The sequence below is a fragment of the Halomicrobium katesii DSM 19301 genome, from assembly GCF_000379085.1.
GTDB classification, from domain to species: Archaea; Halobacteriota; Halobacteria; order Halobacteriales; family Haloarculaceae; genus Halomicrobium; species Halomicrobium katesii.
Window position 1 is genome coordinate 1937950 of record NZ_KB905378.1, and the last position, 15030, is coordinate 1952979.

At 65.6% G+C, this 15030-nt stretch carries 13 protein-coding genes and 1 pseudogene; 12 read left to right on the forward strand and 2 right to left on the reverse strand.

Features of this window, described 5'->3' with window-relative positions; translation table 11 throughout:
• The first annotated feature begins 74 nt into the window (after positions 1-74).
• Together HALKA_RS0110285 and HALKA_RS0110290 are read left to right on the forward strand one after the other, a co-directional pair.
• Positions 75-656, forward strand: coding sequence for an NAD(P)/FAD-dependent oxidoreductase (locus HALKA_RS0110285; RefSeq protein ID WP_018257907.1), 582 nt, complete (start codon positions 75-77; stop codon positions 654-656).
• Positions 657-717: 61 nt separating this feature from the next.
• A complete protein-coding gene (locus HALKA_RS0110290) occupies positions 718-1599 on the forward strand; it encodes a DMT family transporter (RefSeq protein WP_018257908.1) in 882 nt (293 codons plus the stop codon).
• 6 nt (positions 1600-1605) lie between these two features.
• On the opposite strand, the gene HALKA_RS0110295 is transcribed toward HALKA_RS0110290, so the two are convergent.
• Entirely contained in the window at positions 1606-2406 is an 801-nt protein-coding gene (locus HALKA_RS0110295; RefSeq protein ID WP_018257909.1) for an RIO1 family regulatory kinase/ATPase domain-containing protein, read from the reverse strand.
• A 169-nt stretch (positions 2407-2575) separates the two neighbouring features.
• Here HALKA_RS0110295 and HALKA_RS0110300 point away from each other — a divergent pair, with 169 nt between their 5' ends.
• The 6 genes and pseudogenes from HALKA_RS0110300 (at position 2576) to HALKA_RS0110325 (ending at position 8955) form a co-directional block, all read left to right on the forward strand.
• Positions 2576-3718, forward strand: a complete 1143-nt coding sequence (locus tag HALKA_RS0110300; protein ID WP_018257910.1) for an acyl-CoA dehydrogenase family protein — start codon at positions 2576-2578, stop codon at positions 3716-3718.
• 77 nt (positions 3719-3795) lie between these two features.
• Positions 3796-4236, forward strand: a complete 441-nt coding sequence (locus HALKA_RS0110305; protein WP_155119398.1) for a hypothetical protein — start codon at positions 3796-3798, stop codon at positions 4234-4236.
• 666 nt (positions 4237-4902) lie between these two features.
• A pseudogene (locus HALKA_RS0110310) lies at positions 4903-5129 on the forward strand (IS6 family transposase); the annotation flags it as partial.
• A 119-nt stretch (positions 5130-5248) separates the two neighbouring features.
• Positions 5249-5896: a hypothetical protein gene (locus tag HALKA_RS20985; RefSeq protein WP_155119399.1), complete on the forward strand. Its 648-nt coding sequence runs from the start codon at positions 5249-5251 to the stop codon at positions 5894-5896.
• A 155-nt stretch (positions 5897-6051) separates the two neighbouring features.
• The gene (locus HALKA_RS0110315) at positions 6052-7278 is read left to right on the forward strand and encodes an IS701 family transposase (RefSeq protein ID WP_018257913.1); all 1227 of its coding nucleotides are present in this window, start codon (positions 6052-6054) and stop codon (positions 7276-7278) included.
• A 333-nt stretch (positions 7279-7611) separates the two neighbouring features.
• The gene (locus tag HALKA_RS0110325) at positions 7612-8955 is read left to right on the forward strand and encodes an alkaline phosphatase family protein (protein WP_018257915.1); all 1344 of its coding nucleotides are present in this window, start codon (positions 7612-7614) and stop codon (positions 8953-8955) included.
• A 284-nt stretch (positions 8956-9239) separates the two neighbouring features.
• On the opposite strand, the gene HALKA_RS0110330 is transcribed toward HALKA_RS0110325, so the two are convergent.
• Complete coding sequence (locus HALKA_RS0110330) at positions 9240-10316, reverse strand: tubulin/FtsZ family protein (protein WP_018257916.1); 1077 nt, start codon at positions 10314-10316, stop codon at positions 9240-9242.
• 80 nt (positions 10317-10396) lie between these two features.
• On the opposite strand from HALKA_RS0110330, the gene HALKA_RS0110335 reads away from it, so the two are divergent.
• Genes HALKA_RS0110335 through HALKA_RS0110350 form a run of 4 tightly spaced genes read left to right on the forward strand, consistent with a single transcriptional unit; the run spans position 10397 to position 15000 of the window.
• Positions 10397-10981, forward strand: coding sequence for a DUF7310 family coiled-coil domain-containing protein (locus tag HALKA_RS0110335; protein WP_018257917.1), 585 nt, complete (start codon positions 10397-10399; stop codon positions 10979-10981).
• Positions 10978-11433: a DUF7311 family protein gene (locus HALKA_RS0110340; RefSeq protein WP_018257918.1), complete on the forward strand. Its 456-nt coding sequence runs from the start codon at positions 10978-10980 to the stop codon at positions 11431-11433. Before HALKA_RS0110335 ends, HALKA_RS0110340 begins: the two co-directional genes overlap by 4 nt.
• A 22-nt stretch (positions 11434-11455) precedes the next feature.
• Complete coding sequence (locus HALKA_RS0110345) at positions 11456-13309, forward strand: ATPase, T2SS/T4P/T4SS family (protein WP_018257919.1); 1854 nt, start codon at positions 11456-11458, stop codon at positions 13307-13309.
• Positions 13306-15000 (forward strand): hypothetical protein, encoded by a 1695-nt coding sequence (locus HALKA_RS0110350; RefSeq protein WP_018257920.1) that lies wholly within the window; start codon positions 13306-13308, stop codon positions 14998-15000. The genes HALKA_RS0110345 and HALKA_RS0110350 overlap by 4 nt, the downstream gene beginning before the upstream one ends.
• The last annotated feature ends 30 nt before the right edge of the window (positions 15001-15030 follow it).

The following is a 15030-nucleotide window of genomic DNA, read 5'->3' on the forward strand; positions in this document are numbered from 1 at the left end:
GCCGGCGTCGCGGTCGCCCGTTCCTGCGTCGGTTCTGCCGGAGCTATTTATATCACTGTCACGAACACACGCCCATGCACGACGTTGTGATCGTCGGCGGCGGCCCCGCCGGCCTGAGTGGTGCCCTGTTCACCGAGAAGAACGGTCTCGACACCGTGGTCTTCGACACCGACGAGACGTGGATGCACAAGGCACACCTGTTCAACTACCTCGGTATCGACTCGATGGACGGCTCCGAGTTCGTCGCCCAGTCTCGCGAGCAGGTCGCGGAGTTCGGCGTCACGCTGCGAGACGAGGCAGTGACGGCCGTCGAAGAGACCGCCGAGGGGTTCGCGGTGACGACCGAAGCGGAGTCCGAGGCCGGCGAGGCCGGCGACCAGACCGTCGAAGGGCGCTACCTCGTGCTCGCGACCGGCGCGGACCGGTCGCTGGCCGACTCGCTGGGCTGTGCGTTCACCGACGAGGACACCGTCGACGTGACGGTCTCGATGGAGACCAGCGTCGACGACGCCTACGCCACCGGCGCGATGGTCCGGGCGGAGGAGTGGCAGGCGGTCATCTCCGCCGGCGACGGCGCGGCGGCGGCGCTGAACGTCCTCTCGAAGGAAAAGGGCGAGCACTTCCACGACTTCGACGTGCCGGCCGACGCCGAGTAACGGCCGGGTACCGTCTCGCCGACTTCCCAGCGTTCAAGCCATCGCTGTCCCACGTACGGCCGTGAGCGACAGCGTCGCCCGGCCGCGTCTCGCGCTCGCCGTCGCGGTCGTCGCGATCAGCACGAGCGCGATCCTGATTCGCTGGAGTACGGCCCCGCCAGTCGTCGCCGCGTTCTACCGTGTCCTGCTGACGACCGCGCTGCTGGCTCCCGTCCTGCTCGCCCGCCACGCCGACGCGGTCGGCGACCTCTCCGGCCGGCACCTGCTGGCCGCCGGCCTCACCGGGGTGGCGCTGGCCGCGCACTTCGCGGCCTGGTTCGAGAGCCTCTCGTGGACCAGCGTCGCCGCCAGCGTCACGCTCGTCCAGTCCCAGCCGATCTTCGTCGTCACGGGCGCGTGGCTCCTCCTGAACGAGCGCGTCACCGGGCGGACGGTCCTGGGGGTCGTCGTCGCGATCGCCGGGATCGTCGTCATGTCTCTCGGCGATCTGCTGGGCGGGACGGCCGTCGGACCGCGACCGCTGTACGGCAACGCCCTCGCACTGGTCGGCGGGCTGATGGCCGCCGGCTACGTCCTCGCCGGTCGGTCGCTGCGGCAGCGACTCCCGCTGCTCCCCTACGTCACCGTCGTCTACGGCGTCGCCGCGCTGGCGCTGCTGGCGGTCGTCCTCGCCCGGGGACTTCCGCTGACGGGCTACGAGAGTCGGGAGTGGCTCCTCTTTCTCGCGATGGCGGTCGGTCCCGGCATCCTCGGGCACACGCTCGTGAACTGGTCGCTGGCTCACGTCGAATCGAGCCTGGTCAGCGTGACGCTGCTTGGCGAACCGCTGGGCAGCGCGCTCCTGGCGTTGCTCTTGCTCACGGAAGTGCCGTCGTCGTGGACCGTCGCGGGCGGAGCGGTCGTCCTGGCCGGGATCACGCTGACCGCGCGGTCGTCGGAGTGATCGCCGCTACTGCTCTGCGAGCTTCTCTATCTCGCCTTTGAGGCCGGCGGCCTCGAAGTCGTGGTCCGGTCGGATGTTGACGAAATCGAGGAACTCGCGGGCCGCGAGCAACTCTGCGGGCGTGTAGTGGTCGGTAGCGGCGTCGACGGCCCGCCGCCCGCCGGTCAGGGGCGTCAACGCACCCAGGGCACACGCGAGATCGTAGGATCGGGCGTCGTCGATCGCACCGTCACGGACGTTCGTCGCGTCGATGAAGTACAGTTCGCCGTCGGCGACGAGGACGTTCTCGGCCCGGAAGTCCCCGTGTGCGAGCCCCGCGTCGTGCATCCGATGGAGGAAGTCGAAGACGACCGGTGCGAGGTCGCTCGCGGTCTCGTCCGACAGCTCTTCGAGAACGGCGAAGTCGGGGATGTACTCCAGTACGAGCACCCCGTGGCCCTCGTACTCGAAGGCCTCGATCGGCTCGGGCGCGTTCACTCCCAGCTCGCGCATGGTCCGGGTCGCCGCCAGCTCGTGGTCGGCCATCTCGTAGGGCGTCCCGAAGTGCTCGAAGAAGCCCTCGGTCCCCGAGGAGAAGGCTCCGAGGTTCCGGCCGGCGGTCAACAGCGCGTGGACCAGGGAGTTTTGCTCGGTGATCAGCTTCACGAACCAGCGATCGTCGACGGCCATCGGCGTCGACAGCCAGTTGTCCGCGTCGAGGAACTCGACGCGAACCGACGGCTCGTCGTACCGCTCGCACATTTCCCCGGCGACGCCCTCCAGGGTCTCCCAGGGGACGCGACCGCGCAGGAACCGTCGAAACGCCATGTACCGTACCGAGGAGAGCCACACTCATACGAATTATTGTAGCGATGTACCGGTGATCGTCGCCACGGGGTAGACGATCGCCGGTACGCAACTACAATAAACCGTATCAAAGCGGTTCTGACGCCAGCCGCCACCATGCTATATGTTCGCTCGCCCCGAAGGCGGTGACATGGACTTTACCCTCCCAGACGAACACCGGATGATTCGCGATTCGGTCCGTGAGTTCTGTGCGGCCGAGATCGAGCCCATCGCCCAGGAGATCGAGGACGAGCACCGCTTCCCCGCCGAGATCTTCGATCAGCTGGCCGAACTCGACGTGATGGGAGTCCCCATCGACGAGGAGTGGGGCGGACTGGGCGGCGACCAGCTGATGTACGCCCTCGTGACGGAGGAACTGGGCCGAGTGTCCGGCTCGATCGGGCTCTCCTACGCCGCCCACGTCTCGCTGGCCTCGAAGCCGATCGAGCTGTTCGGCACGGACGACCAGCGCGAGCGCTGGCTCCGGCCTCTGGCCGAGGGCGAGTACCTGGGCGGCTGGGCGCTGACCGAGCCAGAGAGCGGGAGCGACGCCAGCGACATGAGCACGACCGCGACCAGAGAGGGCGACGAGTGGGTGCTCGACGGCACCAAGCAGTTCATCACCAACGCCTCGGTCGCCGGCTCGCTCGTCGTCAAGGCCGTCACCGAACCGGACGCGGGCTACGACGGTATCTCGACCTTTCTCGTCGATCCCGAGGCCGACGACGGATTCGAAGTGACGACGGAGTGGGAGAAGATGGGCCTCAACGCCTCGCCGACCTGCGAGATCCGGTTCGACGACTGCCGGATTCCGGCAGACCGAATGCTGGGCGAGCCCGGCGACGGCTGGGAGCAGACGAAGAAGACGCTGGACGGCGGGCGTATCTCGATTGCCGCCCTCTCCGTGGGACTTGCACAGGGTGCGTTCGAAGCCGCCCTCGAATACGCGAAAGAGCGCGAACAGTTCGGCCAGCCCATCGGCGAGTTCGACGCCGTCCGGGACATGCTCGTCGAGATGGACCGCAAGATCGAGCGCGCCAGACTGCTGACCCACAAGGCCGCCACGAAGTACGATCGGGGCGAGGACGTGGGGCGACTCTCATCGATGGCCAAGCTCGACGCCAGCGAGATCTGCCGGGAGGTCGCCGAGGACGCCGTCCAGGTGCTCGGCGGCTACGGCTACACCACCGACTTCGCGCCCCAGCGGTTCTACCGGGACGCCAAGCTGATGGAGATCGGCGAGGGAACCAGCGAGATCCAGCGGCTCGTACTGGGACGGGAACTGGGGCTCTGAAGGCGCGTTCGCCGAGCTGACAGTTCGATCCGTCGCCATTTGTAGCGATTTTATGACAGGTGGATGAACGACAGGTCGTGACCCACTCGCTCCGCTCGGCGCTCCCCGCCCTGGCAATCCTCGTGCTCGTTTTGGCCGCCGGTCCGGTGTCGATCGGCATCGGCGTGGCCGGTGCCGACGAGCCGGGAGTCGGCGGCTACGTCGCACTCGATAGTTCCGTCTGTCTCGGCGATACGACCCCAGTCGGCGTACTGACGACGACCCCGGCCGACCACGGACTCCTCGTCACGGGCAACGTCACCGTCGCAGGTGCAGACCCGACAGTGATCGTCCGCGACCACGGTAACGGCGAGTACGGGGTAGTCGTGACGACCGGTGTACCCGAGAACGCCGACGACTGTCGCCCCGCGACGACGATCACCCGCCGGCTTCCCGCCGACGCGTCCGGTGTCAGTGTCGTCGTCGACGGTCAGACGGTCGGGAGTGTCGACGGGACCGGTGCCGTGTCGCTGTCCTGACCGTCGGCCGACCGACTCCTCGCCTATCGTACCAGTGAATCGAAGCGCCGCCACGCCTCTGGTCGACATCCAGTAGAGTCCGAGTACTGTGAGCGAGAACGGGCCGGACAGCAGCGTCGCGAACGTCCTCAGGAGCGCGTGTCGCCCGTGGCGGTTGGCATCGACGAAGATCCAGGTGCCACCCAGAATCGGCGTTATCGTGACGACGAGGACGCCGAACTGCCAGACCAGTTCTGCGGGTCTTGGGAACGCGTTCTGGAGAGTCACGGACGCTCGATCGATAGTGGGGATGTAAATCATCTCGATTAGGCTCTCACTTCGTCGTTCGACCAGTGTGTCCTCTTAGAGACGGTATCCGAGGAACCGACGGTCAGCACTAGCAACGTCAGCAACACGTCGATTACGACCGCACGGACGACTCCAGGACGCACCGCAGTTTGACCGGCAGCGTATCGCTATGCCTACGAGAGTACTGCCGAGGATCACGAAGAGGAGCCAGTTGCTGGGGTCGGTCCGTTCTTCGGTCCAGCGCCAGAGGTAAAGCGCCGGGAAGTGAACAGCAGCCGCGAAATTGACTGTCGAATTCGGTCGCCCAGTGGGCTCGCGAAACCGGTGGTCACTCATCGTGGTGGAATTCAGACGAACCCTCCGACGCGATCTGTACTCCTGTGCGAGCTTCGGCACAAGCACGATGTTGAAACCGCCGCGTTTCTCGTTGATGGCGCTCAATCCCTCCAAACTGCACTACAACGAGTTGGCCTCCGATTTCAAATGTGCTGCCACGGTTATCGAACTGCTGTCGAAGGGATTTTTGCGATCTGAATTGACGAATCTCGTCATTCTTGAACTGCTCCAGTTACGTGCAACCGGAAGCAGCCGAAAATTGGTTGTAGAGCTTTTCTTGTTGGTATAAAAGACCAAACTAAGATTAATTTGGAGATAGAATATAACTAATTATAATTAAAATTATAGTCAAAAAAGTTTTATTGGATAGAGTCATAGTCTGATTTGGATGAATCGTAGACATTTCATTCAATCCCTCGGCATCGGTACTGCCAGTACAATATCTAGTATCGGTTCGGTTGCTGCTGAAACAAGCGAGGTAGGCGGCTATAGTTCTTTCAAGGACGAAATAGAGAATCTAAAGCAAGAGCATGGATCTATCACAGCACAATCGAGCGGTTCGGAGAGTGACTTACCACCAGCCGCTATTGACTACTCAAAAGTAGATGGAAAGGTCTATTTCAGAAGCAAGGATGTGTCGAATGAGACACTTGCGCTTGCAGATGACTATAGGACGGTTATTTCCCATTCCATACCGCTTAGCGATGGTGCTAACAAAACCGTTCAATACTTCGGTGATGCCAGAAAGGACATAGTTGCAGATATTGATGACAAGAGATTCAATATTGATCTGGATGGCCAAGCAAAGAAAGAGGTAGAGCAAAAGTTAGAAACCGATAAAAGGGGCCGAAGTCACTCTCAAGAGCGACAGGTATCTGGTCAATCTGCGGGTCATTCAACGCAAAGAAGCGTTGGGAGTCGTTCCCAGGGATCTGTTTCGGCCCAAGCCCTGATACGGAAAGTTGTAGGTCTTTACCAGATCGACCGCATGCCGTCGTGCGGTCGACTGGGTAAACGCCTACAACTGTCCGTATGAGTCCAGGTGAAGAAAATACATGGGATTCATTCTGTGAGACTAATTTCGACCCCTGTAACATCGGTGATCTAATAGCATCTTGTGATCATGATTACGATTGTAACTGAGCTTTGAACGTTGAAGTTGGAGCGTGACATAGGCGGTAGCGAAGACGGATGATGCCGATTACGGACTTCTTGTCGTGTATGCGTGTGTTCGACGAGTTCGAGTTGCTCTCACCGGCGCAACGCCATCACGCCAAAACCTACGCCACAGGTCTTGTTGCGGCTAGCAACAAGACCGTGGCAGGTATCGCACGCGAAGTCCTTCCAGCTGGAGACAAACGCGCTCTCAACAAGTTCCTCACCGAGTACGACTGGGACGAACAGCAATTCAACCACGAACGCCTCGAAGAACTCCAAAAACACGGTGAAACGCGCTGGTCGAAGGATGGCTACATCATCCTCGACGACACGATCACCGAGAAAGCCGGGGACGACGTCCCCGGCGTCGGTCGCTTCTACGATCACGCCGAAGGCGACACTGTCTGGGGCCAAGACCTCATCTACGCCTTCTACGCTGACGACAAAACCGCCTATCCGCTCACTTTCCGCCTCTACGAAAAACAGGATGGAGACGGCCAAGACCACGACACTAAGTACGACCTCGCCCGCGATATCGTCACAGAACTCGAAGACGAGGTAGGTGTCCCGGCGGACACCTACCTCTTCGACTCGTGGTTCGCCCACGACTCCGGCCTTCCTGAACTCATCGAATCATACGACAAGGACTGGATTGGCCCGCTCCGGAGCAATCGACAGGTGACCTACGGTGGAGAAGTGATCCGCGTCGATGCGCTGGAAGAGCGCATCGACACGGTTGAGCGTAACGTTGAGGACGAAATCTACCACATCTGGACGAAGAAGCTTCCCGTCTCCCAGTTGGGAGACGTGAAGCTGGTCCTCGCTGAGAAAAAAACCGACAAAGAAGACGAAGAGAACCCGGTCAAGTACCTCGCTACGAACAAGATCGACGCACCGACCGAGCACATTATTCGCTCCTACGGGATGCGGTGGCGCATCGAGACGTTCTTCGAGGACTCGAAGCAGGATCTCGGCTTGGGAGACTGCGAGATGCAGACCGACGAAGGTGCCAGTCGGCACTGGCACCTTCTGATGGCTGCCTACAGTCTCGTTCGTCTTGATCCCGAATCGAGCGCCTTGGGGACGGTTCGCTCGAAAGCGTCATCGCTTCGAGCGAACCTTGAGCACTCCCTGAAAGAAGCCGTTTACAACCTCCTCTCGTGGGTTCAAGACAACAATGATCGTGGCGTCGATGACCTCATGGAGGAGATCGATCACCTCTTCGTTCACTCAACAGCCGACGCTAACGTTCAAAGCTGAGCAACTACAATAAACCGTATCAGCTTTCGCTGGGGGAATCGAACAGACACAGCGCTCGCATGTTCCGGAGTAATGGCGGTCCGTATTGCCGATTAATTATGATTATGGGTAATTACTTGACCTTCGAGGGTGAACTGTCTCCCGTGATGGCTACGAAACAGACAGTCGGTATGAACCACCTGACGGTCGTTCCGGCGAACTTCGATCGCGACGACTCCTCGTCGGCCGACGACGACCCCGCCGAGCCCGAGCAGTGATTGCCGGTTCCGGTGACGCACACTCGACTCGGCCGCGAAAAGAAGCTTCTTGTCCCCGAGCGATGAACGAGGTGACATGGGCCTGTTCGACCGTATTCGCGGCGACGACGGACCCCGAGTCGCCTTCTTCGGCGTCGACGGGGTACCGCACAGTTTGATCGCGGACCACTACGACGAGTTCGAGAACCTCGCGGCGATCGCCGAGGACGGCACCGCCGGACCGATCGACAGCATCGTTCCACCGGAGTCCAGCGCGTGCTGGCCGGCGCTAACCACCGGCGTCAATCCCGGCGAGACCGGCGTCTACGGCTTTCAGGACCGCGAGATCGGCTCCTACGACACCTACGTTCCGATGGGCCGCGACGTGCAGGCGACACGCCTGTGGGACCGCGTCGCAGACGACGGCGGCGACGCGACGGTGCTGAACGTCCCCGTCACGTTCCCGCCCCAGCGCAACGTCCAGCGGATGGTCTCCGGATTCCTCTCGCCGGGCGTCGACGACGCCGCCTATCCCGACGAGCTCGGTGACTACCTCGACGACAACGACTACCGCATCGATGTCAACGCCAAGCTCGGCCACAGCGAGGACAAAACGGAGTTCATCGAAGACGCACACGAGACCCTGGACCGGCGCTTCGAAGCGTTCAAACGCTACATCGAACAGGACGACTGGGACCTCTTTTTCGGCGTCTTCATGACCACCGACCGGGTGAACCACTTCCTGTTCAAACACTACGAGGAGGACGGCGAGTACAGGGAGGAGTTCCTGGAGTTCTACCGCAAGGTCGACGACTACCTGGGACGGCTCCGTGACCTGCTGGCCGACAACGTCACGATGGTCGTCGCCTCCGACCACGGCTTCACCAGTCTCGACTACGAGGTCCACCTCAACGAGTGGCTCCAAGAGGAGGGGTGGCTCACCTACGAGGACGACGATCACGAGACGCTCGGCGACATCGACGAGTCGACGAAGGCGTACTCCCTGATCCCCGGTCGCTTCTACATCAACCTCGAAGGCCGCGAGCCGCGTGGCTCCGTGCCCGAAGACGAGTACGAGGCCGTCCGCGACGAGCTCAGAGAGAAGCTGGAGAACCTGACCGGTCCCGACGGCAACCCCGTCGCAGACCGCGTCGTCACCAAGGAACAGGCCTACCGCGGCGACCACGACGAGATCGCGCCCGACCTGACTGTCGTCCCGAACCACGGCTTCGACCTCAAGGCCGGTTTCAAGGGCTCGGACGACGTCTTCGGGGTCGGCCCGCGCAACGGCATGCACAGCTTCGACAACGCGACGCTGTTCGTCGACGACCCGGACGCCCGGATCAGCGACGCCGACCTCTACGACATCGCGCCGACGATTCTGGACCTGATGGACGTGGACTTCGACCGGACGGAGTTCGACGGCTCCAGTCTGGTCTGAGACGCCCGTTTCAGTCTCTGCGTGAATTGCTTCGCAGTGCCTCTCGGGCGAACCGGATGTTCAATCCGCGTGCGAATTCAACAATTTACCGATGTGTTGTTCCTATTCCCTGTACTGACCACCGGAAGCATCCGGGCGACCGAGCGGTCCGTCAGGACCCGGCAGGTCGGCTGGTTCACTCGCTCGAACGCAGTGAGAGCGAGCCTTTTTCACCCATGTTTTTGCCGTGAGTGGTTCGAGCGCGCCGGAGGCGCGACTCGAACCCGAGCGGGAAAAAGATGGTCTTACATCAGATCGTCGAGCCCGTCGTTTTCGAGGCCCTCCATCGGATCGATCTCCTTGTTCTTCTCTTGCTCGGCCTCGCGTGCGCGGTCCATGAACTCCTGGACGCGCTCGGAGCGTTCGACGCCGCCGAGGACGACCAGCGAGGCGAGCTTCCCGCTGTCGATGGGGAAGTCGCCGCCACGGACTTCGAGGCTACCGGTCTCCTCTTCCATCCACTTGCGGGCGCGTTCGACGCCCTTTCGCGAGATTCGCTCGGGATGGCCGGCGATCACGAGGAGGCCACGCTCCGCGTCGATCGCGTCCGGGAGGCTCATGCTCGTCAGGAGCGCGTTGCGGGTGACACTGGTGATCGTGTTGACGTTCTCGCCGGGGTCCTCGCTCGACTCGGCGGCGGCGTAGCCCACGGAGGCGATGCCGCCGCCCTTGAGCGTGTTGATGATCTCCGAGGAGTCGACGACGCTCTCGCCGACGCCTTCGACGGCCTCGCCGGAGGCAAAGAGGAGGCCGATCCGCTGGGCGATGGCGTCGTTGATGCGTTCGAAGCCGGCTTCGAGGCTGTCGCCGGAGGCCTTCCAGCCGTCGTTGTCGATGAGGATGAGCGAGTCGGCCTCACGGGCGCAGGTCTTGACCGAGCGGCCGGCGTTTGCCTGGTACAGTCCGCCCTCGTCTCGGCCGGGGAGGACGCCGAGGACGTAGACGGGGATGTTGTAGATGCGCTGGAGTTCACGCGTGAGCATCGGTGCGCCGCCAGATCCCGTCCCGCCGCCGAGGCCGGCGACCACGACGATCGCCTCGGCTTCGGTGGTGAGTCGGCCGTCGAGGTTGTCCATCACCTCGGTGGCGCTCTCTTGCATGATCTCCGCGCCGAGCTCGTTGTCGCCGCCGACACCGTGGCCCTTGACCCTGTCCTGGCCGATCAGCTGCGTGTCGATGTCGAGTTCGCTCAGATCCGGACGGGCCGTGTTGACCGCCAGTGCCCCCTTGACGGCGTCGAAGCCCATGTCGTAGTCGAACTCTGCGAGTGCCTGCGTGATCTTCCCCCCGGCTTGACCGACACCAATCAGGACGACTTTCATACTGTAGGACTGAGCAGGGCGACTAATCAACGTTGCCCCGTTCCGAGGGTTCAAATGCGATGACAGGACCACCGACGGCCATGCCAGACCGAGAACGGCTGGACCGGCGACTGCGGGCGGTCGAACGGACGCTGACGGGCGACGATCACGATCTCGACGCCCTCCAGCAACGAGGCGATCTCGCCCGCCGGGTCGAGGAACTGGAGGAACAACTCGACAGTGCCCAGCGACGGATCGACGAGCTCGAAGCCGCGACGCAGGCGCTCCGTGGCTACGTGGGCAACGTCCGGTCGGTCAACGAGGACGTCGAGCAACGGGCCGACGCGGCGGTGGCCGCGGTGGATCGGCTCGAAGCGCGACTCGCCGACGGCGCGGCCGATCGCCGCTCCGACAGCGCGTCGCGGCCGACCGATCGCACCGACGCCGCTCCGGACTGCCACCGCCGAGAACCGGTGTCGACGGGGACAGCGAGCGGGACACAGCGACCGGCCCACTCGTCGAACCGTGACCGGAGCGACCAGCCGGTCTCCGGAGCGACGGGCGACGGCCAACGTGCTGTCGGCCCGATCGACGGGGGCGCTGGGGCCGACGGCACTGACAGCGTCGATAGCGGCGACAGCGCAGACGAGAGCGGTGTGCTCGCCCGACTCCGGTCGCGGCTGTGATCTATCGCGTCGTACTGGCAGTCGTGCTCGCGACCGCGCTCGTCGCCGCGACGCTCGGCCCGATCGACGACGCGCGTCGACAGCGCGCCTCGGCGATGGTCTCGGACCAGGCCAGCGAGATCGAACGCGTCGCCGACACGCTCCTCGAAACGGACGATCCGCTCGACGGGCCGGGTGCGCGTCGCGTCGTGACGCTCCGCGTTCCGACCCGGACGTGGACCAGCGGCGGCGTCGAGCGCGTCTCTCTGCGCCCTCCGACAGACCAGACGCCGGCACGGCTCTCCTGGCTCCTCACGGACGGACAGCCCCGAACGCGACAGCTCCCCGGTGTCCCGCTGCGAACGCCCGACGGTGGTCCCGTCGTGCTCCGACGTGGCGGTCGCCACCGGCTCGTCCTCTCGCTCGACGGGCGACCGGGTGTGCCGGTGCTCACCGTCCGACGGTTGAAGTGAGATGAGGGGGCCACCGCCGCCCATGCGAGGGTGGTTCAGCCGTTCGACGCCGGCCCCCGACTGCAGATGTACAGTACGACGAGGACGCAACGACACCGATGAGACGCTGCTGGTCGACGCCACGGACTGTCCGGACGGCGGTCGACTGGCCGAGTCGCCAGCCTGTCGCCGGACGGTCGTCGAGGCGCTCGCCGAACGCGACGCCGAGCGCGTGGTGACGCGGTCGAACGGTCGCGAACGGGCCTATCTCGACGACCACGCGGCCCTGCTCTGTGCGGCCGGCCGGTTCGTCGAACGGACGCGGTTCCACGACGAGGCCCTCGCCGAACGGGCCGTGACCGATCCGATCGACGCCGCCCGGGAGGCCGTGGGTCGCGCGGGTCCAGTCGCGTCGATCGCGGCGGAGACCGGCCTGGGGCTCTGTGCTCGGCGAGTCGGCGAGATTGCGTCGCTCTCCCCGTACGTCGGCCCGACCATCGGACACACCCGTCTCGGGGCCGACCCGCCGGCCGACGGTCGGCTCCGCGACAGCCGGCGACTCTCGACTGGCGGACGCGTGCGACTCTACGAACGCGACGACGACCTCCCGGTGTATCACCTCGAACCGCTCGGGGCTACGCTGGACGACGCTGCGATGGCGACGCTCGAACGCGGTCGGGAGCTCGTCGCCGACGGGACGGTGACCGGCGAGCGTGCCGCCTGGCGTGCGATCCGGACCGTCGCTTGCGAGGACGATCCGGTCGAACGGCTCGGACGCGTGCTCGACCGACACACCGCCGGGTACGGCGTCCTCGCCGAGTGCTTCGACGACCCGCGCGTGACGGACGTGTTCGCGACCGCGCCGGTCGCGTCGAACCCGCTTCGGGTACGCGTCGACGGGGAACTGGCGACGACGAACGTCCGGGTGAGCCGGCGCGGCGTCGAAGCACTCGCCTCGCAGTTCCGCCGCGAGAGCGGACGGGCGTTCTCGCGGGCCAGCCCGACGCTCGACGCCACCACGACGGTCGGCGACCGGCGGGTCAGGATCGCCGGGACGACAGCGCCGGTCAGTGACGGCCCGGCCTTCGCGCTGCGAGCCCACGACCGGACGGTGTGGACGCTCCCACAGCTCGTCGACAACGACACCGTCCCGCCGGCGGCCGCCGCGCTGCTCTCGCTGGCGGTCGACCGTGCGGCTGCCACGCTGGTCGCCGGCCCCCGCGGAGCGGGCAAGACGACGCTGCTGGGCGCGTTGCTGTGGGAGCTCGACTCCGGCGTGCGAACGCTGGTCATCGAGGACACCCCGGAGCTGCCGGTCGCACAGCTCCAGGCCGACGGACGGGAGGTCCAGTCGCTGGTGACGGCGCGGGGCGACGGTCCCGGACTGCCGGCCGACGAGACGCTGCGGACGGCGCTCAGACTCGGCGAGGGGGCGCTCGCGGTCGGCGAAGTCCGCGGCGAGGAGGCTCAGGTCCTCTACGAGGCGATGCGTGTCGGTGCCGGCGGCAGTGCCGTTCTGGGGACGATCCACGGCGACGGGGGCGAGGACGTGCGCGAACGCGTCGTCGCCGACCTCGACGTGCCCGCCTCGTCGTTCGCGACGACCGATCTCGTCGTCACCATGGGGCGCTTCGAGACCGAGGACGGGCCGGCGCGTCGCGTCGCGGCGATCGAGGAGGTCGTCTCCGCTGGGGACGCGGTGGACTTCGAGCCGCTGTATCGGCTCCGAGAGGGACGCTTGCAGTCGACCGATCGGCTGGAACGGGGCAACAGCGAACTCCTCGCTGCGCTGGCCGACAGCGACGAATCCTACGCCGACGTGCGCGCGGGACTGACCGAGCGCACGGACGAGATCAGACGCCGGGAACGAAGAACTGGCCGGACGGTCGAGGCATGAATCGGGCGCTGCTCTGCGGGGCCGCGCGGTGCTGGCCTCTCTCCGTGTCGCCCGACCCAGATCTCCGTCGTGCGGTCGCCTTCCTCGGCTGGGGCGTCGACGCCGAGACGGTCGCGGGGGCGAGCTACGCGGCGACCGTCGCGCCGGCCACGGCTGGCGTCCTCGTTCAGGCCGTCCTGGGCGGCGGTGTCGGGCTGGCCGTCGCCGGCTGCTGTCTCGTCTGTGCCGCGGTCGTGCTCGCCACGTCGAAGCTCGTCGTCGCGTTCGCCAGCGTCCGGCGAGCGGAGGCGCTGGGTGACGCACCGGCGCTCGTGACTCGGCTCACGATGCGGCTGTCTCTGACACCGGCACCGGGGGCCGCCGCGGCGTTCGGTGCCCAGTCCGTTCCGGGAGCGTTAGCCGACAGTCTGGCGAGTCACGTCCGCCGGACGGCCAACGGGCCGAATACCGGCCTCCAGTCGTTCGGTCGAGAGTGGCGACCGTGGTTGCCCGAACTGGAACGCGCGTGTTCGCTCGTCGAGAGCGCCGGGCGGGAACCGGCCCAGCAGCGCGGGGCGACGCTCGAACGCGCTCGGACGACGGTCCTCGACGGCATCCACGACCGGACGGCCGCGTTCGCGGCCTCGATCAGCGGGCCGGCGACCGCGCTGTACGCCTTCGGCGTCCTGTTGCCCCTCGCGCTCGTGGCGCTCTTGCCCGCGCTGGACGCGGCCGGCGTGCCGGCACCGCTGTCGTTGCTCGTGGTCGTCTACGACGTGCTCTTGCCCCTCGCCGTCACTCTCGCCAGCGCCTGGCTGCTGACGAAGCGGCCGGTCGCGTTCCGGCCGACGCCGGTACGCCGATCCCATCCGGACGTGTGGTCTCGTCCGACACACGCCGCCGTGGCCGGCATCGCGGCCGCTCTCCTCGCCGGCTGGTCGGTCCGTCTCGTCCTCTCTGACTGGATGGGATTCGTCGCCGCGGCCGGGGCGGGGCTGGGGACTGCGCTGGTGGTCGCCTTCCAGCCGATGCAGTCGGTCCGGTCGACCGTCGAGGCGGTCGAAGCGGGTCTCCCCGACGCGCTCTCGCTGATCGGCCGGCGCGTCACACGGGGCACTGCGACCGAGCGCGCCGTCGAAGACGTCGCTACGGCGGTTCCGGGAGCGACCGGGACGGTGCTGGCCGAGGTGGCCGGTCGCCAGCGTCGCCTCGGGGTGGACCTCCGGACGGCGTTCGTCGGTGAACGCGGCGCGCTGGCGACGGTGCCGAGCGAACGGGCCGAGAGCGCGGCCTCGCTACTGGCCCTCTCGGCTCGGGAGGGGCGGCCCGCCGGGGACGCCCTGCTGGCGATGGCCGATCACCTCCAGACGATCGACGAGGCCGAGCAGGCGAACCGCCGTGCGGTCGCACAGGTGACGAACACGCTCTCGAACACGGCGGCCGTGTTCGCGCCACTGGTCGGCGGTGCGACGGTCGCGCTGTCGGCCGCGATGGGATCGGCCGGTCCCCTCGGCGGGAGCGTCGCGACCGCCGATCTCGGCCTCGCAGTCGGGTGGTACGTCCTCGTGCTCGCGATCGTCCTGACGACGCTGGCGACCGGGCTGACCGACGGGCTCGACCGGTCGCTCGTCGGCTATCGCGTCGGGCTGGCGCTGCTGGCCGCGACGGCGACGTACCTCACCGCGTTCGTCGGCGCGACCTCGCTCGTGTGAGGGTTTAAGTCCGAAGGCGGGGCCAGGGCG